Below are 25,273 nucleotides of genomic sequence, written 5' to 3' on the forward strand. Positions count from 1 at the left end.
GCACGGCTCTACCTTGCACGCTGCGAGAGTTGTGGCACCAATCCACCTCACGTGCAGCAATCGACCCGACTGCAGCGGGAGGAGTTTGCTCCTCCCAGGCCACTCCCCCCGTGCTGTGACGGGGAAGAGTGTGTCCAGCCGGTCATCCTGGGCACGACGTGCCCGGTCGTCACGTGTGATCGCGCGCTGATCGAGGCGCCCGACGCGGTCGACCTCGACGCGCTGGACGCTGTGCGTGGCGCCGCGGTGCAGGCGCCCGTCGCGGCGCTCGCGCACGATGCGTGGGAATCCGTGGAGGTCACGTCAAGCTGCGCGCACGACATCTGGGAATCCGCGGAGACCCCGTCCCCCTGCGCGTACGACGAGGGGTGGCCCGCCGCGGAGCCGGACAGCGGCGCGAGCTGCCCGCCGTGCTGTACCGAGGCGGCGTGCGCGAGCGAGTCGCAGCGCCGCGAGCCGCCGGGCGCGCCGCTCCGTCCGGAGGTGCTGAAGGGGTACTTCCCGCTCGTCCGCAAGCTGGTGCGCCAGGTGTCGCGGCACCTGCCGCCCAACGTGCAGCGCGACGATCTGCTCAGCGCAGGGATGCTCGGGCTCGTCGACTCGCTCCGCAAGAACGGCGGCAGCGGCGGCGAGACGTTCGCCGGCTACGCGAAGCTCCGGATCCGCGGCGCGATCGTCGACGAGCTCCGCGCGCAGGACTGGCTCTCGCGGCGGGCGCGCGAGGCGGTCGAGGCCGAGGCGGCGGCCGGCAAGGTCGGCGGAGCGGCCGTCTTCGTGAGCCTGAGCGAGGTGACGCCCACGGAGGAGTCGGCGCACATGTCCGGCGGCGACGACCCGATCGAGGTGATCGCGGCGCAGGCGACCCGGCGTGCCCTGTCCTTCGCCATCGCGCAGCTCCCCGAGCGAGAGCGGCGCGTGATCGGCATGTACTACTTCGAGGGGGCCAAGCTGAAGGAGATCGGCGCCGAGCTCGGGGTCGGCGAGCCGCGCGTGTCGCAGCTGCACACGCGCGCGCTCGGGATGCTGCGCGGCATGCTGTCCCACGCCTGACCGCCGCGCCCGACCGCCGCCCGCACCGACCGCGGTCGATCAGGGGCCCGCCCCCTCCGTGAGCCACCGCGCCCGGCCGGGCATCGCGAGGCCGACCGCGAAGAGCGCGGTCTCCTCGTAGGCCTGCTGCAGCGCGGGGTCGCCGGAGGCGCGGTGCACGAACGCGTTGCGGTGCGCGCCGCGATCGAGGGCGACCACGCGCGCGCAGCCGAGGTCGAGCAGCGCCTCGGTCGTCGCCTCGTCGCTGTCGAACGTCGTCGTGGCCACGAGGAACGTCCCGTCCTCGAGCACACAGGCGGCGCTGCGCCGGCGCATGGTGCCGATCTCGCGCGCCTCGGGCCGCAGCCTGCCCTCGTCGGCGGTGAGCGGCAGCTCGGTCGCGTCCATGCCCGGCGCGACCTCGACGCCGCCGGCCGGGCGGATCTCGACGCGGCCGCGGCGGACCAGCAGCAGGCCCCCCTCGCCCCGGAAGCGGAGCCCGACGGTGCCGCCCACGGCGAGCCCGCGCGGGCCGCGCCGCCGGCCGGTGCCGACGCCGATCGCCGCCATGACGTGCGACCGCTCGTCGGCCGGCACGTCGGCGTCGAGCTTCGGCGCGGTCCGCGGCGAGATCTCTCGGGAGCCGGCGCGGAGGCGGAAGAGGAACCGATCCGGCGCGAGGGCGTGGACGCGGACCTGCGCGCCGAGGTGCACGGTGTCGGCGGCGTACACGGCCGGGCTCCACGCCGGCGGCGGCTGCGCGCCGCTGTCCGCGGTCCAGCCGACGCGCTCGCCCGGGAGCGACAGATCGGGCGCCGGCGGGCCGTCCGTCGAGCGCGACTCGAAGTAGAGGAAGGGGCGCGGGGAGGCCGACGCGACGTGCGCCGGCGGCGCGAGCGACATCGCCGGCGCGAGGCGCTCCGCGGTCAGGCTGCCGTCCTGCTGGCGGCTCAGGAAGGCGACCCCGAGGGGCTCCGGCGCCCGGCCCAGCGAGACGCCGGCGAGGCACCGCGCGCGCTCGAGCGCCGCCCGGATCGCGGCCGCGTCGGCGGCGCTGCTCCACGCGTGGACCACGAGGCCGCGATCGGTCATGCACAGCGCCGAGCGCTCGACGACGGGGTCGTCGCCGTCGCCGGGCGAGAGCGTCGCGTCGGCCGGGGCGCGCTCCCCGAGGGGGGCGGCGAGCGCGGCCGCGGGGCTCGCCGCTTCGAAGAAGGAAGGGCCCTGCCAGAGCGCCCAGGGAAAGCGCTTGCCGCCCCCGTCGCGAAGATCGCGGGGGCTCGCGGCCGGCGGGCCCTGCCAGAGCGCCCAGGGCACGCGATCGACGTCGCCGCGCGACGGCCACGCGCCGAAGTACGGCCGGCCCGAGAGGTCGACCGCGAGCGTCGCGGCGCCGTCGCGCGGCGGCACGAGCGCGCGGCCGCCGACGACCATGCCGAGCGCCTCGGCCCCGGCGGGGGGCGCGGCCGGGTCGCGCGGCCCGACGCCGAGGCCGATGGCCCCGCGGAGCGTCGAGGCGTCGGGGAGCTGCCCCGTGCCGCGCGGGCCGACGGACGGCCTGGGCGCCTCGAAGCCGGCCTGCAGGGTGAGCTTGATGTGCCGCGTGTCGATGGCGAACAGGTGAACGCGCACCTGCTCCCGCTGCGGATCGGGGCGGATCGTCGTCGCGGCGAAGGGGCTGGACGGGCGCTGCGGGTCGCCCTCGATGCCGGGGAGCACGCGCGGGAGCGAGGGCGCCACGAGCACCCAGTCTCCCTCCCCCGGGAGCGGGGGCTGGATCGCGGGCAGCACCTTCGGCGGCGGCCAGAGCGAGGGCCACCCCTCCGGCGCAGGCTCCGGCGACGCGGCGCCGTGGGTCAGGTACGCGGCGGCCGGCTCGGCGCCGAGACCCACCGCGGCGCGATCCGCGCCGAGCGCGAGCCGCTCGACCGCGGCCGCCGCCCCCGGACCGAGCAGGCGCCCGGCGGACGGCCCGGCGAGCTCCAGGAACGACGGCACGCGGGGCGGGACGAGGTGCACGCGGGCGCCGAACGGATTGCGCCCGCCCGTGTCGATCTCGCCGGTGGCGGTGTTGAGCGCCGCCGGCAGCGCCTCGGGCCCGAGGGCCATCACCAGGCCCTCGTCGACGAGATCGAGCCGCGCCGACGCGGGCGGGCTGTCGAAGGCGATCTCGCTGCGCGACGCGCCGTCCACGCTCCCGGTCTCGAGCCAACCGTCGACGGCCACGCGGAGCCGCTCGCCGAGGGGCCGAGAGCCCGGGGGCGCGCCGCCGCCGAGATCCAGCAGCGTGATCCCCTGCACGACGCCGAAGGCGGAGGTGGTCACCGCGACGCGGCGACCGCGGGCGACAAGGCTGCGATCGTCGCCGAGGGGCGTCTCGGTCAGGTTGCGGACGCCGCCGAGGCTCAACGGCCGGCCGGAGCGGGTGAGCCGCACGCGCGCGCGGTACAGGTCGGCGGCGCCGCGCCCGTCCGCCGCGGGCTCCGCGCCCGCCGCGGGCTCACCGGCCGGCGGCCGCGGGACGCCCAGGAACAGCACCCGGCGGCCCAGCAGCGCGTCGGAGAGGAACCCGCCGCGCTCCTCCCAGACGAAATCGTCCGGGCTGACGGCGCCGCCGATCGCCTCCCCGAGCATCCGGGCGATGGCGTCGGTGGTCCGCGCCGGCGGGGACGGCGTCGAGAGCCCCGCGACCGCCCCGAGCAGGGCGACGCCGAGCGCGATCGGGAGCCGGCCCCGGAGGTGATCGATCCACGTGGAGAGCGGTCTTTCGGTCATCCCTGCGCGAGCGCGCTCCCTCCTTCAGTCCCGCCGGCCTGGGCCGCCGCGGCGCGCGGGCCGATCCCGAGGAGCTGGCGCGCCCGGTCCGGATCGACCACCTCTCGGCCGATGCTCCGCGCGAAGGCGGCGGCGCGCGCGACCAGCGGCGCGCTCCCCTCGGCGAGCACGCCCTTGTCCAGGTAGATGTTGTCCTCCAGCCCCACCCGCGCGTGCCCGCCGAGCTGCATGGCGAGCTCGGTCATCGGGCGCTGGTGGCGGCCGACGGCGGCGACTCCCCAACTGGAGCCTCGCGGGATCTGGCTGATCATGAACCGGAGCACGTCCTCGCGCGCCGCGATGCCGCCGGGCACCCCCAGCACGAACTGGAAGTGGAGCGGCTCGGCGAGGAGCCCCTCGGCGAGCAAGCTGAGCGCCTCATGGATATGGCCGACCTCATAGCACTCGAGCTCGGGGACGCTCCCCGCCGCGCGGATCCGGGCCGCCATGTCCCGGATGAGCGGCCGGGTGTTGTCGAAGATCCCGTCGCCGAAGTTGAGCGTGCCGCAGTTCAAGGTGGCCATCTCGGGGTTGCAGAGCAGCGGCTGGGCGCGCTCGTCGACGTTCATCCCGACGGCGCCGCCGGTCGACGTCTGGACGATGACGTCCGTCGTCTCCTGGATGGCGGCGATCGCCTCGGCGAAGAGCGCGCGCGACTGGCTCGGCGTCCCATCCGGGTTCCTGACGTGCAGGTGGACCACCGCGGCGCCAGCGTCGCGGCAGCGCGCCGCCTCGTCGGCGAGCTCGCGCGCCGTGACCGGCAGGTGCGGCGTCTGCGCCCGGGTCGTCTCGGCGCCGACGATCGCCGCCGTCAGGATCAGGGCGCTCTGCAGCGGCGTGACGATGATCCGGGGGGGCGGCGTGATGATCGGCCGCGGCTCCGGGAGCTGCGCGTGGTCCGGGGGCGGCGCCGACAGCGCCGGCAGGACGAGGCGCGGCCTTCGCTGGAGCTCCTTCGGGACGACGCAGGTGCCGAGCGCCCGGCAAACGATGATCGGCTCGGCCAGCGCGTCCGCCGCCGAGGGCGCTACCCCGGCTTCGCGGACGCTGGCGACGACCTTGCGCGCCTCGAAGGCCATCGCGCGCGACGTGGCGCCGACCTTCGTGACCACCCCGGTCGCCTCGATGAAGTCGCCTGCTCGGACCGGGGCGAGGAACTCGACCGCCTCGTACGCACGGAAGAGCCCCTCGTCGCCGTCCAGACGGATGAGGAGCTCGGTGGCGACGTCGCCGAAGAGCGCGAGAATACGCGCGCCATCGCACAGCTCCCCCGCGTAATGTGCGTCGTGCGCGCCCATCCTGACGCGCAGCGTGATCGTGAGACCAACCCCAGTGCTCATGGGCGTGAAGACTCAACAGTCGACAGTCGTTAGTCAACAAGGGAAACTCCCCCTGCCGATGAACCTCGTAGAAGCCAGAAATCTCCCGCGCCACGTCGGAATCATCATGGATGGCAACGGCCGCTGGGCGGAGCTGCGCGGCGAGCCGCGCGAGGCCGGGCACAAGGCCGGCAGCGCCGCCGTGCGGCGGATCGTGCGCGTCTGCCGGAGGCTCGGCGTCGAGGCGCTGACGCTGTACGCGTTCAGCGAGCAGAACTGGGCGCGGCCTCAGAACGAGGTCGACGCGCTCATGGGCCTCTTGCGCGAGTTCCTGATGACCGAGCGCGGCGAGATCCTCGAGAACGACATCCGCCTGGTCGCGATCGGCGACATCAGCCGGCTCCCCGAGGCCGTGCGCGACGTGCTCGACCCGCTCCGGAAGGCGTCCGCCACGAACCGGCAGATGACGCTCGCGCTGGCGCTGTCCTACGGGGCGCGCGAGGAGATCGCCGCCGCGGCGCGCGAGCTCGCGATGGAGGCGGTCGCCGGCAGGCTCGATCCGGAGGCGATCGACGGGGCGCTGCTCGCCGCGCGGCTGCCGAGCCTGAGCGTGGGCGAGCCGGATCTCATCATCCGCACCGGCGGCGAGCAGCGGCTCTCCAACTTCCTGCTCTACGGGGCCGCGTACGCCGAGCTGTCGTTCACGGAGCGGCTGTGGCCGGACTTCACCGAGGACGACCTCTTCGCGGCCATCGCGGCCTACCAGCTGCACGACAGCGACGACGAGCCCGCGGAAGGCGCGGAGGGCGGCGGCGAGGGCGAGGCGGTCCGCGCGAAGGGCGCGCTCGACGCAGGACGGCCGTGGCGCGCGCGCGACCTCGCCTCTCACAACGGTTCACGAACGGGAGTCTGACGCTTGGCTGCTTCCAACCTCACGACGCGGGTCATCACCGCGATCGTGGCCGCTCCGCTCCTCCTCTCGCTGCTCTACCTCGGCCCGAGCTGGGGGTGGGCCGCGCTCGTCGCGGCCGCCGCGGCCATCGGCGCGCTCGAGTTCTTCGCGATGACGCACGCGGACGACCGCGCGGCGCGCGTCGCCGGCGTCGCGCTCACCCTCGCCGTCGTCGGCGTGCTCTGGCGCTTCGGGGGCTCGCCGGGCGCGCTCCTCGCGCTGATCTTCCTGCTCCCGTTCGTCGCGATGCTCGTCACGCTGGTGCGCCTCGGCGAGATGCGCACCGCGGCGCTGCGCGTGCTGGCGATGACCTTCGGCCCGCTCTACGTGGGCGGCGGGCTCGGCGCGCTGGCGCTCCTCCGGCGCGACGCCGGCGCCGACGGCCCCTCGTTCGTGGTGCTGGCGCTGCTGCTCTCCTGGTTCTCCGACACGGGGGCCTACTTCGCCGGCCGCTTCCTCGGCCGGCGCAAGCTCTACGAGGCGGTGAGCCCCAAGAAGACCGTCGCGGGCGCCCTCGGGGGCCTGCTGTTCGCGGTGCTCGGCGCGCTCCTCGCCCACGTCTGGTTTCTCCGGTCGCTGCCGGTCGTCGACGCTATCGCGCTCGCGATCGTCGCGGGCGGCCTCGGTCAGGCGGGGGATCTCGGGGAGTCCCTGTTCAAGCGCTCCTTCGGGATCAAGGACTCTGGCGGGATCGTGCCCGGCCACGGCGGCATCCTCGACCGGGTCGACGCCCTGCTCGTCACCGGGACCATCACCTATCTGTACGTCCTGTGGTCGAGATCATGAACGGCGCCTCGCGTCGCGCGGCGCCGCGTCGCGCACTGCCAGACTGACGCATTGTCCCGGCCGTCTGGAGCCGCGATGACGCAGCGCACGATTGCGCCCGCAGGCATTGAAATGGGGGGCGCGGCGCACTAGAGAGTTATAGAGCCATGGAAGATCAAGTCAGTACCAAGGTCACGACGGCGTCGGTGAGCACGCCTCCTGCGCCGGGCCAGAAGCACAAATACGAGTTCTTCAAAGTCATCCAGGGTTATCTCGACGAGGCCGCCCGCCTGATCGAGGTGCCGGGTTACATCACCACGATCTTGAGCCAGCCCAAGAACGAGGTCATCGTCAATTTCCCCGTGCGGATGGATGACGGCAGTATCCGGCTCTTCAAGGGTTACCGGATCCAGCACAACAACCTCCTCGGGCCGTTCAAGGGGGGTGTTCGCTATCACGAGACGGTGTCGCTCGACGACCTCAAGGCGCTCGCCGCGATGATGACGTGGAAGTGCGCGCTCATGAACCTGCCGCTCGGCGGCGGCAAGGGAGGCATCAAGTTCAACCCGAACGAGGTGTCGCGCGCCGAGCTCCAGCGCATCACGCGCCGCTTCTTCCATGCGCTCGGCTCGAACATCGGCCCGGAGACGGACATCCCTGCTCCCGACGTCGGCACCGACGCGAAGACCATGGCGTGGGCCATGGACACGTACATGAACACCGTCGGACAGCTCTTCAAGCAGGCGGTGAAGGGCGTCGTGACGGGCAAGCCGGTGGCGTCGGGCGGCACGTACGGGCGAGAGAAGGCCACGGGACAGGGGGTCGTCCACTGCATCACCGAGTGGGCCGAGGACAACGACGTGAACCTCGGCGGCGCGACGCTGCTCGTGCAGGGGTTCGGCAACGTCGGCTCGAACACGGCCGTGCTCCTGTCGAAGCTCGGCGCCTCGACCGTCGCGGTCGGCGACCACACCGGGTATCTCTACAATCCGGAGGGGTTCAATCCGCACAAGCTGCAAGACTACGTGAAGAAGCACCGCTCGATCGCGGGCTACCCGGCCGGCAAGCCGATCAGCCGCGAGGAGTTCTTCCGGCTCAAGGCGGACATCTTCATCCCGGCGGCCCTGGAGAACCAGGTCGGCGTGGAGGAGGCGAGCTGGCTGCAGGTCCGGCTCGTGGCCGAGGGCGCGAACGGGCCGTGCTCGCCCGAGGGGGAGAAGGTCCTCCTGGAGCGCGGGATCGACATCCTGCCGGACGTCCTCGCCAACTCGGGCGGCGTCACGGTGAGCTACTACGAGTGGGTGCAGAACAAGCGCTCCGAGACGTGGACGCTCGAGGAGGTCGACGCCCGGCTCGAGAAGGCGATGAAGCGGGCCTACCGCGAGGTGACCGAGATGGCGCGGCAGAAGAAGTGCACGCTGCGCCTCGCCGCCTACGCCGTGGCGCTGCAGCGGCTCGCCGCCGTGTACGGCGAGCGCGAGATCTTCCCGTGAGCCCGCGCGGGCCGCGCCCCGCTACGCCGTGAACTCGATGAGGAGAGGGAGGTGGTCCGAGCCCACCTTCCGATCGGGGAAGCCGCGATGTACATCGCAGAGGGCCGTCGAGCCCGCGTGCGTCAAGAACGTCACCTTCGGCTTTCCGCAGCGAACGATCTCGGCCGACACGAGCGCCTGATCTGGCATCGACCACGGCCCCGCGCTGTGCGTGCTCTTGCCGCGGCAGCGGCTCCCGTAGGGCGGCCCGCCGCGCTGCAAGGCGGAGAGCGTCGCGTTGTACAGAGGTCGATACGACATGTCTCGCCGGCTCGCCTTCGACAGCACCCATTCAGGGTCGCCGCGCGCATGGAAGCCGTCGCGGCCCGTCATTGAACTGTCGTGGGGCTCAAGGTTGAAGTCGCCGCTCACGATCTCGCCCCGGGCGGGATGGTGCGCCCTGAACCTGCGGAGATCGGCGAGCGGCTCGCACCGCGCCAGGGCCCGCCGCTCCTCGGAGTCCTTGAAGAGGATCGATAGGTGCATATTCCAGAACCCGAGGCCGAGCCCTCCGGCGCGGGGATCGATCAGGACGACGAGCGCCCTCCAGCGCTCCATCCCGCTGTAATCGAGCACCTTCCATGCCGGCTGAAGGATGACGGTCGCGATGCCTCCCGGAGCCGAGATGACCTGATATCTGGGGCCGAGGACCCGCTGGCGCTGGAGATCTTCGGGCGCCTCCTGAAGCGCCACGATGCTCGGAGCGTGCTCGGCCACCAGCGTCCCGAGGACGCCGAGCCGCGACCGCCGGACATCCTCCGAGAGATCGCGGTCGTAGTAGATGCCCATGTTCCACTGGAGGACGGTGTGCCGCCGGCCGATCATGGCGCTGGTCGCCCCCCGGGCAGGCATCCGCGGTCCGCGAGGCGGCGGATCCCGAGCTCGGTCATGGCTCCGGCGGCTCCCGAGCAGCCAGCATGAGCCCCTCGACGAGCTGGCGCGTCTCGTCGCTGTGCGCGAGGTCCGTCACGAAAGAGGCGATCTTCGACTCCCTTGTGAACGTGCGCTCCCTGTTGCTCCAGTCCTCGATCTTGATCGCTCCGCTCAAGGTCTCGTGGATCTTGAGCAGCAGGATTCGAGCCTTAGGTTTGCCCACGGGCGCCAGGACAAACTCGAACGTGGCGAGCTCTCCAGGGGCCGGGGCGACGGGCTTGACGCTCGCGGTGACCAGCCCGTTGGCCTTGGCCTCCAGCCCCTCCGCGAAGGAGGCGATCGCCGCGATCGGTCCCTGGATCGGCACCTTCGGTTCGACGAAGAAGGGCCAGGAGTCGCGCATATCGCGCGGCATCTGGCGCGCGCGAGCAGGGGCGACGAACCGCTTGATTCGCTTGCCGGCGCTCCTCTCCGCGGGCCACCACGGGCGGGAAGGAGCGTCGGACGGCTCGGAAGGCGACCTCTCCCACGCGCAGATGGGCCCCTTGTACCCCACCGCCTTCGCCACGAGCGCCACCAGGACGGCCTGAAGGATCGCCGCGCTCCTGCCGTCCGGCCGCGCCTTGTCCTCTCCCAGGAGGTAGGCTTCGGCGGAGGAGAGCGCCGCGTCGATCTCATCGAGCGGGGCTAGCCGGACCTTCGCGAAGGCCGCGCGGATCAAGGCGCTCGCGCGCCCCTGCTCTGCGCGCTGCAGGGAGGCGAGGAGCTCGGCCGACAGCGCAGGCCCTTTCCGCGCCTCGATCCTTCCGCGGTGCTGCGCGAACCAGTCGTTCCAGCGCTGCCTGTCCGCGGCCTGGAGGGCCTCGTCGCCGAGCACGCTCCTCGCGGCCATGCTCGCTCCGTGCAGCAGCTTGAGCGCGGCGCCCTCGGTCGAGGTCTCGTGGATCGCCTCGACGAACCTCGTGACCGCCGCGGCGAGCGCGCCGCTCTGCGCATCGTCGCGCGCGACGTGGCTGGACAGGACCGTGAACAGCGCCACGGGCCAGGGCGCATCGTCGCCGCGCAGCGGGACGGGAGGGCGCTCGCGCTGACGCCCTGGAAGGCGCGCCTCGACGCCCATCCTGAAGAGGCCGGCCCGCCCGCCGTCCCCGTCCAGGCCGTGGAGCACCCCCACGTGGAACGGTTGTCCGAAGCAGAAGGCGATGCAGGTCAGGTCACGGCGGAGGACGTCGCGGTCCAGCGTCGTCGCGTCTCGCGGATCCAACGCGAGGATCCAGCGGGTCTCACCGCGGTGCGCGCAATGAACCAAGTAGTAGGTGTACGATGGCCCCTCGAGGCAATAGTGCCGCCACGAGCCGGTGCCTTCGCCCGCGGTCGTGCGGTGGCCGGGACGAAGCGCCGGCTGCGCAGAATCGCCGGTCCGATGGCGGCTCGTCGGCCCACGCTCCGCGACCAGGTCCAAGTTGCCGTTGCTCGAGGGCAGCGCAGCATCGGTGATCCCCGCCCACAGCAGCGGCCTGGCCGCGGGCCAACGGATGGCCCAGTCGTCGTACGTGAGCTCCACCCTGCAGACGCGCTCTTCCCTCTTCTTCCACGACCGGACGGCCGCGTTGCGCGCAGAGAACGTGGCGCCGTCCTTGCAACGCCCCTCCAGCTGAAGGCGGCTCAGGTCCTCCCGCGCAATGTCGCTCAGCGAGCCGTCCGGGCTGTCGACGTCGCACGAGACGATCAGCGTATCGCCGTCCACCCGGAGCGTACCCGCGGTGACCCTCGGCTTCGAGCCCACCGCCCGGAGCTCGACGAGCTCCTGCAGCAGCCCCGAGCTCGGCAGGGAGCCGAGCGAGAGGCGATGGAGCGTCACGAGCTTCGGCCCGGATATCTTGACGGGCGCGCCGCCGCCGGTGGTCATGACCGTGAGCGGCCTGGGGCGCGGCAAGACCGGACGGCGACGGGCAGCACGTGGGCGACCATACACCAGGAGGCGCTGCGATTTCAAACCGGGTCGAGCCTAGGCGCCCTCCGAGTCCGAGATGACGAGCACGTCACGTCCCTCGCCGTGCGCGAAGGAGAGGGAGAGCCCCGTGAGCTTGCAGAGCTCCTGAAGGAAGCCGAAGTCGGTCCGATCGTGCTGGACCAGGCGCGCGTGCGGCGGGTGCTTGCGCCGCAGGCGAAAGAGGAAGTCCTCACCCTCGTTGAAGCCGGCGGCCTTGAGCTTCCGGGCGACGAGCTCGGGGACGGTGCGGTTGAGGAAGGTCCCCTTCGCGGACGCCTGCGTCATCTCCCAGACGCGTGGCACGACGGCGAGACGGAGGCTGTTGCGGTCGAGGTCCGCGCGCTGGATCTGCTCGAGATCCACGACCATGCCGTGCACGGAGCTCTCCTCGCCGTCCGTCACGAAGATCAGGGTCGCGCGGCTCTTCCAGAGCGCACGGTCAGCCAGGCTCGCCGGCACCTCCATCGCGAGCTCAACGTCATAACGGTACAGACCATGGATGTCGACCGAGGGTTGTATCCTGCGCACAGCGAAGGGGATGCCCGCCAGCGCGGTCCACTCCAGGCGATCGAACTGTTGAGCCATCGCGAGCCCTCGGCGCCTCTCTCCTCCGAGAGATGATGGAACAACGCGACCCTATCAGGAGCGAAGTCCACGTCAAGGCGGCTCAACGCGCATGATCAGCAAGACCCCCTGGCTCCTCGCGCAGGAAGCAGCATTGTTATCCAACTCCATAAATTACCACGATAAAGAGACATTTATTTTTGACGATCTGTGATAATTTTCTGACTTACAAAGCAATGCACGCGGCTGTGCGTTCTCTTTTCTTCGCGCACGTGCACGCCCGCCACATTTCCGCTCACGCGCGCTCGCCCCTCCTCTTCGCGTTGTCCCCGGCCCTCTCGGCGGACGAGCACGCCGCCGGGAGGATCGGCGGTCCGGAGTATCCGTTCTGTAGACCGCATCCTCGCGAGGTGCGCGCCGTCGCCGTAGATTCGCGACGCGATGCGAGAGCAAGAGCGGCCTGCGACGACGGGTGGCTGGGCGCAACAGCAACCGGGGGCGGCGGTACGCCTTCACTTCGCGGCCTAGTGGACGGCGACAGCGGGCAGCTCGGCGCCGGTGGCGTTCAGGATGGGCTTAAGATCGCGCGCGCCGGGCGCTAGCGAGGTCGACAACAGGCGCTGTCCGCGGCGTCGCCTGCGGGGCGCTGAGGAGCTCCGAGAGGGTGCGAGCGGAGATCTGCGCGGTCGCGAGATCGCCCGCCGCATGGGCAGCGGCGATGGTCTGCGTGAGGGTCGCGACGAGCACCTGGCGCGGGCTGCGCGCCGGGGGCGTGTTCAGGGCCGCTTCGGATCGGGGGGAGGTCGCCGGCGCTGCCTCATACGTGGGCGCCGAGGGCACCGCCGGAAGCGTCACGGAATCGTCCGGCCGACCAGAGATCGCGGGGTTAGCGCCCACGATCGGCAGACTGACACCGGCCTCGGCCCCCTCGAAACCCGCCCGATCGTGTCATCCTGCTCCCCCACCCCGCGCGACGAACACCCTCTCCGCGGGCCGGGTCGCTCGGCAAGACCTCCTGCCGAACCGGGGACGAACTCGGCCGACGAGGTACTAGACCTTCGCCTGCCCCGGCGCGCCCCCCGCCCCCGGCGCGCGCGTGATCTCGGCCGCCCGGCCGGCGACCCGGAGCGCCGTGCCCTGGAGGGCGTGCTTGTACTTGACGTAGCCGAGCGCGAGCACCCGCTGCCCGCGCGGATCCTTGACCTGGCTCGTGACGGCGCCCACGGCGGCGCCGTCGGGCAGCGCGATCTCGGCGCCCGCGGGCACGTCGCCTTCCCCCTCGACGGCGAGCTGCACGAGCCGCTTCTTGGCGTGGCCGCGCATCTGGAGCATGAACACCGTCTCCTGCCCCAGGTAGCAGCCCTTGTTGAACGAGACGGCGCGCTCCTCGAGCGAGGCCTCCTGCGGGAAGTTCTGGTCGTCGAAGTCGACGCCGAACCGCGGGACGTTGTTCTCGACCCGGAGCACCTCCCACGCCGCCGCCGTCGTGGGCAGGACGGGGCCGGCCTCGCCCGGGGCCTGGAGGAGCGCCGCGAGCACGGCGCCCTCGGCCTGCCGGGGCGCGACGAGGAGCGCGCCCCCGAGGCCGGTCCAGTCGACGATCGCCGCGTCCGCGCCGGCCGCGCGCCCGGCCACGGAGAGATCGGCCGCCCGCGGGCCGTGGGCGAAGACCCAGGCGTGCTCGCCGGAGGCGTCCGCGACCTCGGCGTCCTCCATGATGAGGTAGCGCTCGAAGCTCTCGCGCAGCGCCTCGACGCGATCCCGCAGCGCGCCGACGTAGATGCGGTCCTCCGCGATCACGATCCACACCTCGGCGAAGATCTTCCCGGTCTTCACCACGTTGAGCCCGTACGCCCCGCCCGCGGGGGGCGGGACCTCCGCCCCGGCGGGCAGCGGCTTCTGTGGGGCGAGATCGCAGGTGACCAGGCCGTTCAACCAGGTCTGCCGGTCCGAGCCGGTGACGATCAGCGTCCCGAGCTCGGGCATGGCCTGCACGAGCGCCCCTTCGCGGAGCGCGCGCCGCTGCTCGTCCAGTTCGTGGGCGTTGTTCATCGGGGCCTGATCGTGGAGGCGGGAGCCCGGGGCGTCGAGGGGCGGCCTGACATTTCGGCGGCCGCCCCGCCCGCGCTCAGGGATCGACCTCGGCGACGAGCGCCGGGAACTGGGCCGACGTGTGGACGGCCGGCGGGACGATCACCGCGTCGACGTGGCCCACGAGCCGGCGGAGCGCGTCGGCGTCGGCCGAGAGCACCTCGGCGACGACGGTGAGCGCCCTCGGGAGCGACGCGATCGACGCGATCACCGCCTCCGCCGTGGCGCCCCGGACCAGGATCGCGCGCGCGCCGACCTTCGCGGCGGCCTCGACCCCCTCCGGGCTCTCGGCCAGGGCGAGCGGCAGCATGCGCATCGTCCTCGCCCCCTTCGCGAGGCGATCCCACTCGTCGAGCGGCAAGAGCGCGTCGATGCAGACCCCGTCCGCCCCGTGGTAGCGCGCCGCGAGCGCGCCGTCGCGATCGCCCACCCGGGACAGGCAGAGCGACGGCACGGTCCTCGTCGCGCGCGCGGCCCCCTGCATGGCGGGCCCCGCCTCGACAAACGCGAGGGCAGAGATGTTCAGCTCATGGAGCCGCAGCGCATCCTCCGCGGGCGACTCCGAGCCGACGAGCCCGACCAGAGCCATGTTCTTTCTACGGGTGGAGATCACCTGGAGAAGATCGCGTGTGGACGGGACGATCGATCCCGCATCGAAATCCGGCATGGGAGGGCCGGTAGACGAGCCGAACGCGCGGGTCAAGCGAGGGATCGCTCGAGCTCCTCGAGCGCGGGTCGGGAATCCATGGCTGGAACGTCCTGCGCGCGCATCCACACCGCCGTCTGATCGCCCTCGTAGCAGACGCGGTCTTCGTGCCGGAACTCGAACGCATAGCGGATCATGTGCCGCTTTTCGCCGAGCCGGGAGCGCGTCGCCACGCACGTGGCCTCGATGGGCGCGCCCGGCTGGACCAGCTTGCGAAAGACCACCCGGTGGATGTTTGTGCCATAGCCGATCCAGCCCGCGCGGTGCCGCAGGCCGAGCAGGTGGTAGGCGTGCACGAAGCCGAGCATCCCCGTCGCGTGCACGAGGATCGCGCCGGCGACGTGGCGCGGGTGCAGCAGCGGGTGCGCCCGCTGCGCGTCGACGAGCGGCATCGGCCGGTCGGTCGGCATGCGACAGCGCACCAGGCTCTTCCCGGCGTCCACCTCGAGGAGCTCGTCGAAGAAGAGGACCGAGGGGTCGTAGGGCAGGTCCGCGAGGAACTCGGCGTCGAACGGACCCAGCTTCACAGGAGGGGGCGCGCCGCTCGCCGCGCCGGGTGCAGAGGTCGTCATCGGTTGGCTCCGGGATCCCGGATCCCAAGAGGCAGCTCCTAGCAGCGGCCGATCGCGTGGGCAACGGTCGTCACGAGCTGGAGAAAATTCGGCGCCTCATCGGAATGAGCCAAGAGGGGTACCTCTGGAAATCATTGGAGCTCCATGGATTTCCAGGCGCTCTATCGAAGGTCTGCGGCTAAGGTTCCGTGATGCACACGACAGACTCCCTCGACCGCTTCATGGCGGATGTCCGGGCGGGCCTGAACGCGTCGCCGAAGCACCTCTCGCCGGAGTATTTCTACGATGCGCTCGGCTCGCACCTCTTCGAGGCGATCTGTCAGCTCCCGTGGTATCCGCTGACGCGCGCGGAGCGGGCGCTGCTCGAGCGGCACGCCGAGGCGATTGTCGCGCCGTTCGGGGCCGGCGCCTCGATCGTCGAGCTCGGCTGTGGCAGCGGGGAGAAGCTCGCCTTGCTGGCGGCGCCGCTCTGCAAGCGGGTGCCTCGCCTCGACGTGCACCTCGTGGACGTGTCGGAGACGGCGCTCGACCTCTCGCGCCGGACCCTGGGCCGCCTGCCGCGCGTGGAGACGTCGGCCCACCGGGCGAGGTACGAGGAAGGCCTGTCCCGCGCGACGGCGCGGCGCGCGATCGACGCGCGGGGCGGCGATGGCGCCGTCCTCGTGCTGTTCCTCGGCTCGAACATCGGCAACCTGGCCCCGGCGGCCGCGGCGGCGTTCCTCGCGGCGCTGCGCGCCTCGCTCCGCGCCGGGGACGGGCTGCTGCTCGGCGCCGACCTCGTGAAGCCCGCGGCGGATCTGGTGCTCGCGTACGACGATCCGCTCGGCGTGACCTCCGCCTTCAACAAGAACCTGCTCGCGCGCATGAACCGGGAGCTCGGCGCGACGTTCGACCTCCGCTCCTTCGATCACCGCGCGGCGTGGAACGCGCAGGACTCGCGCGTCGAGATGCACCTCGTCAGCCGCCGGCGGCAGTCGATCCGCGTGGACGCGCTCGACCTCGAGGTCGCCTTCAAGGAGGGCGAATCCATCTGGACGGAGAGCTCGTACAAGTACGAGCCGGACGACGTCGTGCGCATGGGGGAGCGCGCGGGCTTCCGCTGCTTCAAGCAGTGGATCGAGCCGATCGGGCGGTTCTCGACGACGCTGCTCCTCGCCGAGGAGCGCGCGGGGAGATGAGCCGGCAGGCTCAGCGCGGCGCGCCGTCCGGCGGGATCGCGACACGGCGCGCCGCGCGTCATGCGCCATCAGGAAATGCCCGTACGCACAGGCATCCTAATTTGACGCGTTGCCCGGCGTCGCGTAATCCACTCGGTCATGTCAGGCAGTCGTAGTCCTCGCGGGCCTGCGGCGCTCGCGCTCTGCGGGTCGTTGCTGGGACTGGCGTTCAGCGCCTCGTCGACGTTCGACTACATCCGGCACCTCGACCGGCAGGTCCATGATCTGCACTGCAGCTTCATTCCCGGCCTCGACGCGCAGGCGGGCGCCGACACCGCGTGCCGCGTGGCCATGTACAGCCCCTACTCCGCGCTGTTCCGCGAGAGCTTCTGGGGCGGTATCCCGATCTCGCTGTTCGCGCTGGGCGCGTTCGCGTTCTTCGCGGCGTTCGCGCTCTACGTGCTGCTCTCGGGCCAGCACGCGCCGCGGCGCGCGGCGCACTTCCTGTTCGTCGCGGGCCTGACGCCGCTCGCCGTGTCGATCCTGATGGCGCTCATCTCGGCGGTGCGCCTCGGGGTGTTCTGCAAGACGTGCGTCGGCATGTACGTCTCGTCGGCGCTGCTCGCGGCCGGCGGAATCTGGGCGTTCGTCGAGGACCGCAGGGCGGCGCGCGCCGCGGCCTGGTCCAGCGCGACGCCGCGCCCGGCCGGGGCGGCCGGGGTGGGGCCCACGGTGCCCATGGCGCCCCTGGGCGTCGACGGGCCGGGCCGAGCGGCCCCCGCGCCCGCGCGCCGCATGGGCTCGAAGCTGCTCCTGCCGGGGTGGCTCGTCGCGCTCGGCGCGTGCACGGTGACGCCGGCGCTGCTCTACGCGAGCGCGCTGCCGAGCTACGCGAGCTACCTGACCGGCTGCGGCAAGCTGGAGAAGCCGACCGAGCCGAACGGCGCGCTGCTCCACGTGAAGCAGCCGGGCGCGGTCCAGCCGGCGACGATCTTCGTCGATCCGCTCTGCCCGACGTGCAAGGCGTTCCACCAGCGGCTCGTGTCCGAAGGCGTGTTCGAGAAGCTCGACACGACGCTGGTGCTGTTCCCGCTGGACAGCGAGTGCAACTGGATGCTCGACCGGCCGGTGCACCCGGGCGCGTGCCTCCTCTCCAAGGCCATCCTCTGCGGCGATCACCGGGCGATGGATGTGCTCGAGTGGGCCTACGACAACCAGGAGGATCTGCTCGAAGGGGCGAAGGCGGGGGCCGGCACCGCCAACGTGCAGGCGGCGATACGGCAGCGCTGGCCGGGGCTCGACGCGTGCATGGACTCGAAGGAGACGGCGCTGCGGCTGAACCGGATGCTCCGTTACATCGTCGACAACAAGCTCCCTGTCTCGACGCCGCAGATGTTCCTGGGCACGACGCGGCTCTGTGACGAGGACACGGACATCGGGCTGTCGTATGCCATAAGGCAGCTCGCGCCGGCCCTCCGGACGAGGTGAGGTGGTCATGAGAGGCGCAGGGATCATCGGGATCGTGGCCGGGTGCGCGATGCTCGTCGCGTCCGGCGTGACGGTGCACGGGGAGGTGCAGGCCGCTTCGCAGCGCCTGAAGACGGGGGTGGCCGCGGCGGTGAGGCCGGCGGTGGCCATCGCCAACGACGCCGAGGCGCCGTACTGCACGCCGGCGTTCAAGACGGTGCTGCAGCGGGTGCTCAACGCGTGCGGCCTGGTCGGGGCCGAGGCGCGGCGCGGGTGCCAGCCGGCCGACGTGAAGACGCTCGCGTCGATCAGCGACGACGACTTCAACGCGCTCTTCACGCCGCTGAAGACGCGCGGCGGGGTCGTGATGTTCGACGATGCCTCGGAGAAGCTCGACGACGACTCGAGGAAGATGGTCGAGGAGATGTGGCTCGATCGGCGCGGGGCGCGCTACTTCTTCATCGTCGCCCGGGCGTCGAAGACGGGGACGCCGGAGTTCAACCGGACGCTGTCGCACAAGCGCGCGAACAGCGTGCTCTTCGACATCTCGGACAAGTTCAAGGAGCCGGACCTGGACAAGAAGGTCGGGATGCTGTGGCTCGGGAACGAGTTTGCCCAGCTCGGCGCGGAATACTGCCAATGGAACGTCTCGCGCAAGAACAAGGCATGTACGGCAGAGGCCATCAACCGGAGCGCGTTCGTCTCCTGGGTGGACTGCCAGCTGTGAGCGCCGTCAGGAGGAGCTTCGCGCTCGTCGCGCTCGCCGTGGCCGCGGGGCTCGCGGGCGGGTGCGATGGGGAGAAGGCGGATCTGCCGCCGCCCCCGACGCCCGGCCAGGGGCGGAGCAACGCGGTGACGGCGCCGGGCGCGGCCGCGACGGCGAGCGCCAGGGCGCCCGCGAGCGCGGCGGCGCCGGCCGCGCCGCGGCTGCTGTGCGCGGGGCAGTCGCCGCGGCCGGCGCCCTCGTCGGGTGGGCTCACGGCGGTCGCGGCCCAGGGCGCGGAGCCGCTGCCGGCGAACATTGGGTTCGGCGTCGGCAAGTGGGTGTGGGTGAACTTCTGGGCGGCGTGGTGCAAGCCGTGCCTGGAGGAGATGCCGCGGCTGCTCGCGTGGCAGCAGAAGCTGCGGGCGGCCGGCGTGCTCGTCGATCTGGCGTTCATCTCGATCGACGACGACGAGCGGCAGCTGTCGCGGTTCCTGGAGGCGCAGCCGGGCACCGGCGTGCGCGCCTCGTACTGGCTGCCCGACGGGCCTCAGCGGGCGGGGTGGCTGCGGGCGCTCGGCGTGAAGGAGACGACCGAGCTGCCGGTCCACGCGCTCGCGGCGCCGAGCGGACAGGTGACGTGCGTGATCCAGGGGGCCGTGGAGGACAGCGACTATCCGACCATCGCGGCGCTGCTCGGGGCGAAGAAGTAGGAGCGCAAGAAACCGCCGCTCGCGCGGCTTGTTCGATGGTCGCGATCGCGCTTATGCTCGAAGAAGGGCCTCGTGAGAACCTCCCTGCCGAGACATCCTATCGCCTTTCTCTTTCGCCTTTCCTTGCTGAGCGCGTCGACGGCGCTCCTCTTCGCGAGCTGTGGCGGCGGCGCGCCGCAGCAGCCGCAGCAGGGGTCAGGGGAGCCCTGCGAGAGCGCAAAAGACTGCGCGGACGGCGTCCCCTGCACCGTCGACAGCTGCTTCGGCGGTCGGTGCGAGTCGGTGGCGGACGACACCCGCTGTCCGGGCGGGCGCTGTGATCGGGCGAGGGGTAGCTGCGTCAACGAGAAGCCGTGCGCGACGCCGGCCGATTGCGTGGACGCGGATCCGTGCACCCAGGAAGAGCGCTGCGACGAGTCGCTCCGGCAGTGCGTCTTCGAGGGGCTGGACGGCGATGGGGACGACGAGCTGCCCGTGATCTGCGGCGGCGCGGACTGCGACGACGACGATCCACGCAACGCCCCGGCGCTCGGCGAGCTGTGCGACGGCGCCGACAACAACTGCAACGGCGCGGCCGACGAGGGCGAGGGCAGCGCCCTCTGCGGCGCCGAGGACGCGCGCTGCGTGAGCGGGCGCTGCGAGTGCCCGGCCGGGCAGGGTTACTGTCCGCTCGAGACCGCCTCGGGGTTTCACTGCATCGACGTGCAGTCCGATCCGGAGAACTGCGGCGCCTGCGGGCGCTCGTGCCCCACGATCACGACCTGCGTGGGCGGGCAGTGCACGTGCGCGGAGGGCCTCGCGCTGTGCGGGTCCACGTGCGTCGACCTCTCCGAGGACGAGCTCAACTGCGGCGCGTGCGGCGAGTCGTGCGGCGGGAACGACTGCATCGACGGCGTCTGCACGGCGTGCGGCGGGGTCGGCGAGCCCTGCTGCGACGGCGTGAGCTGCGGGGACGATCTCAGCGAGTGCGGGCCGGGCGGCACGTGCGCCGCGAAGGCGTGCGCGGAGCCGTCCGAGCCGCTGCCGGACACGCACCTCCCGCGGTGCTCGGCCGACACGCGGCCGTGCATCCAGGCGTGCACGGTGAGTTCGTGCGTCGACGACTGCTACGAAGCGGACACCACGACTCCACGCATGTTCGACGGGGTATGGGTCGACTGCGCCGGCTGCGTCGACTATCAGGTCCAGGCCTGCGCGGCGCGGAGTTGCCAGCCGAGCCTGTCTGCGGCGTATTGCTGCATCGTGGAGCACTGCGGCGGGACCCTCGACAGCGCGTGCGAGGACCGATGCGCCGTGGAGCTCGACGAGTACTATCGCTGCTTCGACGCGACAGACTGCGGCTTCTTCCTACGAGCGGAGGAGCCGCGCTCCTGTTTCCCCTGAGGCGCCCTCGTGCGCGAGCAGCCACCGCTTGCGCGCGAGGCCGCCCGCGTAGCCCGTGAGGTCCCCGCGGGCGCCCACGATGCGGTGGCAAGGGATGACCAGACAGACCGGGTTCCGGCCGTTGGCCAGGCCCACGGCGCGTGACGCCGACGGCTGCCCCAGGGACGCCGCGACGTCGCCGTAGGAGCGCGTCGCGCCCGGGAGGACGCGCTGGACCTCCGCCCAGACGCGGCGCTGAAACGGCGTGCCGCCGGGCTCGACCGGGAGGCCCGAGAGCGCGCCGAGATCGCCGCGCCAGTAGGCCCTCAGCCGGCCGGAGAAGCCGTGAGGATCCGCGGCGCTGCGCAGCGTGACCGCGCCGTAGCGCGCCTCCAGCGAGGCGCGGAGGCGGGGCGCGCAGTCCGCGAACTCGAGCCCGTGGACCGCGCCGCCCCCGGCCGCGAGGAGCATGGCCCCGAGCGGCGACTCGACCTCATCCAGCAAGAGCTCCATTCGATACCTCCCTCTCCGCGGGCCGCGCTCCCTGCACGTCCTCCGTCCACAAGAGCATCGCCGCGTAGGCGCGCCACGGGCGCCACGCCTCCGCCATCTCCAGGAGGCCTGCGCCGGAGACGCCGCCGAGCGCGCGCCGCAGGCCGAGATCGGTGGCCGGGAACGCGTCCGGCTCCCGCAGCGCCCGCATCGCGACGTACTGGGCGGTCCACTCGCCGACGCCCGGCACCCGGCAGAGCGCGCGCACGGTCTCCTCCAGGCCGCGCGAGGCGTCGAGCGCGACCTCGCCGCGAGCCACGTGCGCCGCGAGCGAGGTGATCGCTGCCGCGCGCGCCCGCGGCACGCCGAGGTCCGAGAGGTCGGCCGCGGCGAGCGCCCCGGGCGTCGGGAAGACGAGGCGGAGGCCCTCGGCGCCCTCGGGCGGGCCGCCGGGCAGCGAGAGCGGCTCGCCGTGCCGCTCGACAAGGCGGCCCGAGAGCTGCGTGGCGGCGCGCACGCTCACCTGCTGGCCCAGGATCGCCCGCACCGCGAGCTCGAAGCCGTCCCACGCGCCCGGCACGCGCACCCCCGGCAGCGCCGCGACCCGGGGGGCGAGCTGCGGGTCGGCCCCGAGGTGCGCCGCGATCGCGTCGGGATCGGCGCCGAGGTCGAAGAGCCGCCGCAGGCGCTCGGCGCAGTGGATCAGCCCCTCGGTGCCGGGCAGCCGCAGCCGCGCGAGGAGGCAGGCCTCGCCGGGCACCGGGCGCACCTCGACGACGCCGTGCCCGCCGGCGACGCGCACCGTGCGGCGGTACGCGCCGGGGCCCGCCGACTCCACGCCCGGGATGGCGCGGGCGCCGAGGAAGCCGGCGAGGGCGTCCCAGTCGAGCGGCGGGCGGAACGGGAGGCGGAGCGCGATGTCCGGCGCGCTGGCGTCCGCGCGCGCCGCCCCGCCGCCCCGCCGCGACGCAGCCTGCCGCAGCTCGCGCGGCGTCCGCGCGTAGGTGGCGCGGATCGCGTCGTTGAACCGGCGGACGCTCGAGAACCCCGACGAGAGCGCCACCTCGGTCATGGAGAGCGCGGTCTCGTCGAGGAGCTTCTTCGCGAACAGGAGGCGCCGCGTCTGCGCCACCGCGAGCGGGGAGGCGCCGACGTGCCGCAGGAAGAGCCGCCGCAGGTGGCGCTCGCCCACGCCGAGCCGCGCCGCGAGCGCCGGGGCGTCCGCGTCGTCGAGCGCGCCCTCCGCGATGAGCCGCAGCGCCCGCGAGACGACGGCCGAGGTGCCGAGCCACGCGGGCGTCCCGGGCGAGGCCTCGGGGCGGCAACGCAGGCACGGGCGGTAGCCGGCCTCCTGCGCGGCGGCCGCCGAGGGGAAGAAGACGCAGCGCTCCCGCTTCGGCGTCCGCGCCGGGCAGATCGGGCGACAGTAGATGCCCGTCGACTGCACGCCCGTGAAGAAGCGACCGTCGAAGCGGAGGTCGCGGGTCTCGATCGCGCGATAACAGGCGTCTTCGTCGAGCCGCATGCAAAGCGTCGTAGCGCAGGCGCCGCCGCGCCTCTGGCGCTTTTCGGACCTGTGAGAGCGGACGGTACCCGCCGCTCCCGATCGCCCCCCCGGCTGCCCGCCGCTCCCGATCCGCGATCCAGCCCCCTCAGCGCGCCGGGCCGGGCGCCGGCTCGACGGCCGGGCCGTTCTTCAGGGCCTTCACCGCCTCGACCATCAGCGACAACGCGAGCCCGATCAGCGCGAGCCCCACGAGGCCGTTCAGCGTCGTCGCGTTCAGCGTGAGCCCCTCGGCCCGCACGGCGACGAGCGCGCTCCGCACCTGCAGGATGAGGGCCCACACGGTGATCGTCATGACGAACACCATCGGGATCGCCGTGTACCAGATGCGCCGCTTCTCGCGGTGCAGCCAGACCGTGACCGAGAGGAGCGTCAGCGCCGCGAGCAGCTGGTTGCTCGTGCCGAACAGCGTCCAGAAGTCGAGGTACGCGGGCCGCACGCCGGGCGCGGGCGGGCGCGCGGTCATGATGAACAGCGTGGGCGGCGCCAGCGAGAGCGCGGTCGCGGCCGCGGACAGCACCCTCCCCTTCCAGTGGAACAGCTCCTCGAGGATGTAGCGGCTGAGGCGCGTCGAGACGTCCAGCGTGTCGAACACGAAGGTGGAGAACGCCATCGCGCCGAACGTCGCGGCGAAGAGGAAGTGCTCCTTGCCGATGATCACGGTGAGGAACTTGCCGATCCCGTCGCCGTAGATCTTGCCCGGGCCGCCCAGCTTCGTCCCCTGCGCCACGATGACGAGCGTCGCGAGCGCGATCAGCGCGACGAACGCCTCGGCCAGCATCGCGCCGTAGCCCACGGAGTGGGTGTGCGTCTCCTTCGAGATCTGCTTCGACGTCGTCCCCGAGCAGACGAGCCCGTGGAAGCCGGAGCAGGCGCCGCAGGCGATGGTGACGAAAAGGAACGGGAAGAGCATGCCGGTCGCGCCGCCGGCGTCCCACGTCGTGAACGCGGGCTGTCGGAGCTCGAACTCCCCCGGGTACCGGAGGTTCCCGAAGAAGATCCCGATCACGCCGACCGCGAGCGCGATGTACAGAACGAACCCGCCCAGGTAGCCGCGCGGCTGGAGGAGCGACCAGACCGGCAGGAGCGAGGCCACGAAGCAGTAGACGAGGATGATGAGGCCGAAGGCGCGCTGCGGGTTGTCGACCGGCAGCACGAACGCGGTCGAGATCTTCGTGCCGAGCCAGACGACGGCGAGCGTCGCGGGGACGAAGAGCAGGGTGGTGAGCCAGAGCGGCGGCTTGAGGTACCGCTCGACCACGCCCATGGTGAGGGAGAGGCCGAGGTAGGCGGCGCTCGCCGCCGCCACGGCGCCGCCGGGGTTGAAATGGAACGCGCCGCCCTCGAACTCCTCGGTCTTGCCGACGAAGGTGCTCGCCGTGATGTCCGTGAAGGCGACGATCACGTAGGAGAGCGCCAGCCAGATGAAGATCATCATCGACAGCCAGGCGCGCCGGCCGATGTGCCGCTTCGCGATCTCGGCGACGCTCTCGGCCTCGTGGCGGACGCTCGCGATGAGCGCGGAGAAGTCGTGCACCGCGCCGATGAACACGACGCCGATCGCGATCCAGAGGATGCACGGGAGCCACCCGAACGCCTGGCCGGCGAGGATGGGGCCGGCGATCGGCCCGGCGGCGGCGATGGCGCTGAAGTGCTGCCCGAAGAGGTAGAACGGCTTCGTGGGCACGTAGTCCTCGCCGTCGTTCACCTTGACCGCGGGCGTCACCGCGCCGTCGTCGAGCGCGTAGTTGCGCGCGACCAGCCTCCCGTAGAAGCGGTAGCCAAGGCACAGCACGACGATGACGGTCAGAGCGAGCAGCGGCAGCACGCGGCGGAGTATAAGTCCAACCGCGCGCAGCTGTGAGCCTGCAAACGCCCCGAGCCAGGAGGGGCGACGGGGTGGACGCGCGCCGCTCCGGGACGCGAGCGCCGCAGGGCCTCCCTGGACGGCGCAGGCTCAGGACGGCAGCATCATCGGCGCGCGCACCTTCGCGGCGACCTCCTCGCCGCGGAGCCGCGCGACAAGCGCGAGCGAGAACGCCATCGCGGTGCCGGGCCCCTGGCTTGTCACGAGCTGCCCGTCCTCGACGACCGGGCTCGCGACGAGCGCGCCGTGCGCCGACACCACGTCGTTCACGGACGGGTGGCACGCCATCTTCTTCCCCTGGAAGAGCCCGTGCGCCGCGAGCGCGATCGGCGCCGCGCAGATCGCCGCGACGAGGCGGCCCGCCTGTGTTTGCGCGCGGAGGCGCTCGCCGACGGCCGGCGAGCCGGCCAGACGGTCGGCCCCGCCCTTGCCGCCCGGGAGGACCACGACGTCGAAGTCGCCCGCAACCGACGAGAGCTCCGCGTCCGGCACGAGGCGCACGCCGCGGCTGCAGCGCACCGGCCCCGGTCCGTCCAGCCCGGCGAGGACGACCTCGACCTCGGCGCGGCGGAGGACGTCGACGAGGATGGTCGTTTCCATCTCCTCAGCTCCCTCGGCCAGGATCACGAGCGCTCGCGGTGTCTTCATGAGCGCCGGCATGGCGCCACGAGCCACCGGATGCAAGCGGGCGTGACGAGGGAAGTAGAGGGAAGAAGCGGAGGGAAGCAGAGGGAAGCA

The 25,273-nt window shown here is 72.4% G+C and carries 21 protein-coding genes; 9 read left to right on the forward strand and 12 right to left on the reverse strand.

From position 1 onward, the window contains the following. The first annotated feature begins 51 nt into the window (after positions 1-51). On the forward strand, positions 52-1,050 hold the full coding sequence (locus tag WMF28_RS30885; protein WP_437596954.1) for a sigma-70 family RNA polymerase sigma factor: 999 nt from the start codon (positions 52-54) through the stop codon (positions 1,048-1,050). Positions 1,051-1,089: 39 nt separating this feature from the next. On the opposite strand, the gene WMF28_RS30890 is transcribed toward WMF28_RS30885, so the two are convergent. Both WMF28_RS30890 and WMF28_RS30895 read right to left on the reverse strand, forming a co-directional pair. Further along, a complete protein-coding gene (locus WMF28_RS30890; RefSeq protein ID WP_437596955.1) occupies positions 1,090-3,804 on the reverse strand; it encodes a hypothetical protein in 2,715 nt (904 codons plus the stop codon). Further along, the gene (locus WMF28_RS30895) at positions 3,801-5,183 is read right to left on the reverse strand and encodes a 3-keto-5-aminohexanoate cleavage protein (RefSeq protein WP_437596956.1); all 1,383 of its coding nucleotides are present in this window, start codon (positions 5,181-5,183) and stop codon (positions 3,801-3,803) included. The genes WMF28_RS30890 and WMF28_RS30895 overlap by 4 nt, the downstream gene beginning before the upstream one ends. A 58-nt stretch (positions 5,184-5,241) precedes the next feature. Between WMF28_RS30895 and uppS the strand changes: the two genes are divergently transcribed. The 3 genes from uppS (at position 5,242) to WMF28_RS30910 (ending at position 8,372) form a co-directional block, all read left to right on the forward strand. Continuing rightward, positions 5,242-6,075, forward strand: a complete 834-nt coding sequence (gene uppS, locus WMF28_RS30900) for a polyprenyl diphosphate synthase (protein ID WP_437604328.1) — start codon at positions 5,242-5,244, stop codon at positions 6,073-6,075. A gap of 3 nt (positions 6,076-6,078) precedes the next feature. Next, positions 6,079-6,900, forward strand: a complete 822-nt coding sequence (locus WMF28_RS30905) for a phosphatidate cytidylyltransferase (protein ID WP_437596957.1) — start codon at positions 6,079-6,081, stop codon at positions 6,898-6,900. Between the two features lie 146 nt (positions 6,901-7,046). Further along, positions 7,047-8,372 (forward strand): Glu/Leu/Phe/Val family dehydrogenase, encoded by a 1,326-nt coding sequence (locus WMF28_RS30910; protein WP_437596958.1) that lies wholly within the window; start codon positions 7,047-7,049, stop codon positions 8,370-8,372. Between the two features lie 21 nt (positions 8,373-8,393). Here the strand turns inward: WMF28_RS30910 and WMF28_RS30915 are convergent, their stop codons facing one another. From WMF28_RS30915 to WMF28_RS30940, 6 genes are all read right to left on the reverse strand, one after another. After that, positions 8,394-9,236 carry a hypothetical protein gene (locus WMF28_RS30915; RefSeq protein WP_437596959.1) on the reverse strand — a complete coding sequence of 281 codons (843 nt, stop codon included), beginning with the start codon at positions 9,234-9,236 and terminating at the stop codon, positions 8,394-8,396. A gap of 61 nt (positions 9,237-9,297) precedes the next feature. Next, positions 9,298-11,193: a hypothetical protein gene (locus tag WMF28_RS30920; protein WP_437596960.1), complete on the reverse strand. Its 1,896-nt coding sequence runs from the start codon at positions 11,191-11,193 to the stop codon at positions 9,298-9,300. A gap of 99 nt (positions 11,194-11,292) precedes the next feature. Next, positions 11,293-11,862 (reverse strand): contractile injection system protein, VgrG/Pvc8 family, encoded by a 570-nt coding sequence (locus WMF28_RS30925; protein WP_437596961.1) that lies wholly within the window; start codon positions 11,860-11,862, stop codon positions 11,293-11,295. A gap of 1,029 nt (positions 11,863-12,891) precedes the next feature. Next, positions 12,892-13,893: a CAF17-like 4Fe-4S cluster assembly/insertion protein YgfZ gene (ygfZ, locus tag WMF28_RS30930; RefSeq protein WP_437596962.1), complete on the reverse strand. Its 1,002-nt coding sequence runs from the start codon at positions 13,891-13,893 to the stop codon at positions 12,892-12,894. 76 nt (positions 13,894-13,969) lie between these two features. Beyond that, entirely contained in the window at positions 13,970-14,599 is a 630-nt protein-coding gene (locus tag WMF28_RS30935) for a hypothetical protein (RefSeq protein ID WP_437596963.1), read from the reverse strand. Between the two features lie 32 nt (positions 14,600-14,631). Further along, entirely contained in the window at positions 14,632-15,210 is a 579-nt protein-coding gene (locus WMF28_RS30940; protein ID WP_437596964.1) for a hypothetical protein, read from the reverse strand. A 191-nt stretch (positions 15,211-15,401) separates the two neighbouring features. Between WMF28_RS30940 and egtD the strand changes: the two genes are divergently transcribed. From egtD to WMF28_RS30965, 5 genes are all read left to right on the forward strand, one after another. Further along, positions 15,402-16,388 carry an L-histidine N(alpha)-methyltransferase gene (gene egtD, locus WMF28_RS30945; RefSeq protein WP_437596966.1) on the forward strand — a complete coding sequence of 329 codons (987 nt, stop codon included), beginning with the start codon at positions 15,402-15,404 and terminating at the stop codon, positions 16,386-16,388. Positions 16,389-16,526: 138 nt separating this feature from the next. Continuing rightward, the gene (locus tag WMF28_RS30950) at positions 16,527-17,855 is read left to right on the forward strand and encodes a vitamin K epoxide reductase family protein (RefSeq protein ID WP_437596967.1); all 1,329 of its coding nucleotides are present in this window, start codon (positions 16,527-16,529) and stop codon (positions 17,853-17,855) included. Positions 17,856-17,862: 7 nt separating this feature from the next. Next, on the forward strand, positions 17,863-18,561 hold the full coding sequence (locus WMF28_RS30955; protein ID WP_437596968.1) for a hypothetical protein: 699 nt from the start codon (positions 17,863-17,865) through the stop codon (positions 18,559-18,561). Beyond that, positions 18,558-19,250 carry a thioredoxin-like domain-containing protein gene (locus WMF28_RS30960; RefSeq protein ID WP_437596969.1) on the forward strand — a complete coding sequence of 231 codons (693 nt, stop codon included), beginning with the start codon at positions 18,558-18,560 and terminating at the stop codon, positions 19,248-19,250. Before WMF28_RS30955 ends, WMF28_RS30960 begins: the two co-directional genes overlap by 4 nt. A 72-nt stretch (positions 19,251-19,322) precedes the next feature. Next, the gene (locus tag WMF28_RS30965) at positions 19,323-20,633 is read left to right on the forward strand and encodes a MopE-related protein (RefSeq protein ID WP_437596970.1); all 1,311 of its coding nucleotides are present in this window, start codon (positions 19,323-19,325) and stop codon (positions 20,631-20,633) included. Here WMF28_RS30965 and WMF28_RS30970 read toward each other — a convergent pair. The 4 genes from WMF28_RS30970 to WMF28_RS30985 form a co-directional block, all read right to left on the reverse strand. Beyond that, positions 20,598-21,125: a methylated-DNA--[protein]-cysteine S-methyltransferase gene (locus tag WMF28_RS30970; RefSeq protein WP_437596971.1), complete on the reverse strand. Its 528-nt coding sequence runs from the start codon at positions 21,123-21,125 to the stop codon at positions 20,598-20,600. The genes WMF28_RS30965 and WMF28_RS30970 overlap by 36 nt on opposite strands. After that, positions 21,106-22,629 carry an AlkA N-terminal domain-containing protein gene (locus tag WMF28_RS30975; RefSeq protein WP_437596972.1) on the reverse strand — a complete coding sequence of 508 codons (1,524 nt, stop codon included), beginning with the start codon at positions 22,627-22,629 and terminating at the stop codon, positions 21,106-21,108. The genes WMF28_RS30970 and WMF28_RS30975 overlap by 20 nt, the downstream gene beginning before the upstream one ends. Before the next feature lie 127 nt (positions 22,630-22,756). Further along, the gene (locus tag WMF28_RS30980; protein WP_437596973.1) at positions 22,757-24,496 is read right to left on the reverse strand and encodes a carbon starvation CstA family protein; all 1,740 of its coding nucleotides are present in this window, start codon (positions 24,494-24,496) and stop codon (positions 22,757-22,759) included. 129 nt (positions 24,497-24,625) lie between these two features. Beyond that, a complete protein-coding gene (locus tag WMF28_RS30985; protein WP_437596974.1) occupies positions 24,626-25,183 on the reverse strand; it encodes a DJ-1 family glyoxalase III in 558 nt (185 codons plus the stop codon). Positions 25,184-25,273: the final 90 nt, after the last annotated feature.

The sequence above is a fragment of the Sorangium sp. So ce590 genome (assembly GCF_051521365.1).
Lineage (GTDB): Bacteria > Myxococcota_A > Polyangia > Polyangiales > Polyangiaceae > Sorangium.

Excerpts from the sequence above, each read along its gene's own strand:
- WMF28_RS30890 (WP_437596955.1), bottom strand. The coding sequence starts at position 3,804 with ATGACCGAAAGACCGCTCTCCACGTGGATCGATCACCTCCGGGGCCGG.
- WMF28_RS30895 (WP_437596956.1), bottom strand. The coding sequence starts at position 5,183 with ATGAGCACTGGGGTTGGTCTCACGATCACGCTGCGCGTCAGGATGGGC.
- uppS (WP_437604328.1), top strand. The coding sequence starts at position 5,242 with ATGAACCTCGTAGAAGCCAGAAATCTCCCGCGCCACGTCGGAATCATC.
- WMF28_RS30910 (WP_437596958.1), top strand. The coding sequence starts at position 7,047 with ATGGAAGATCAAGTCAGTACCAAGGTCACGACGGCGTCGGTGAGCACG.
- WMF28_RS30915 (WP_437596959.1), bottom strand. The coding sequence starts at position 9,236 with ATGATCGGCCGGCGGCACACCGTCCTCCAGTGGAACATGGGCATCTAC.
- WMF28_RS30920 (WP_437596960.1), bottom strand. The coding sequence starts at position 11,193 with ATGACCACCGGCGGCGGCGCGCCCGTCAAGATATCCGGGCCGAAGCTC.
- WMF28_RS30925 (WP_437596961.1), bottom strand. The coding sequence starts at position 11,862 with ATGGCTCAACAGTTCGATCGCCTGGAGTGGACCGCGCTGGCGGGCATC.
- ygfZ (WP_437596962.1), bottom strand. The coding sequence starts at position 13,893 with ATGAACAACGCCCACGAACTGGACGAGCAGCGGCGCGCGCTCCGCGAA.
- WMF28_RS30935 (WP_437596963.1), bottom strand. The coding sequence starts at position 14,599 with ATGCCGGATTTCGATGCGGGATCGATCGTCCCGTCCACACGCGATCTT.
- WMF28_RS30940 (WP_437596964.1), bottom strand. The coding sequence starts at position 15,210 with ATGACGACCTCTGCACCCGGCGCGGCGAGCGGCGCGCCCCCTCCTGTG.
- egtD (WP_437596966.1), top strand. The coding sequence starts at position 15,402 with ATGCACACGACAGACTCCCTCGACCGCTTCATGGCGGATGTCCGGGCG.
- WMF28_RS30950 (WP_437596967.1), top strand. The coding sequence starts at position 16,527 with ATGTCAGGCAGTCGTAGTCCTCGCGGGCCTGCGGCGCTCGCGCTCTGC.
- WMF28_RS30955 (WP_437596968.1), top strand. The coding sequence starts at position 17,863 with ATGAGAGGCGCAGGGATCATCGGGATCGTGGCCGGGTGCGCGATGCTC.
- WMF28_RS30970 (WP_437596971.1), bottom strand. The coding sequence starts at position 21,125 with ATGGAGCTCTTGCTGGATGAGGTCGAGTCGCCGCTCGGGGCCATGCTC.
- WMF28_RS30975 (WP_437596972.1), bottom strand. The coding sequence starts at position 22,629 with ATGCGGCTCGACGAAGACGCCTGTTATCGCGCGATCGAGACCCGCGAC.
- WMF28_RS30985 (WP_437596974.1), bottom strand. The coding sequence starts at position 25,183 with ATGAAGACACCGCGAGCGCTCGTGATCCTGGCCGAGGGAGCTGAGGAG.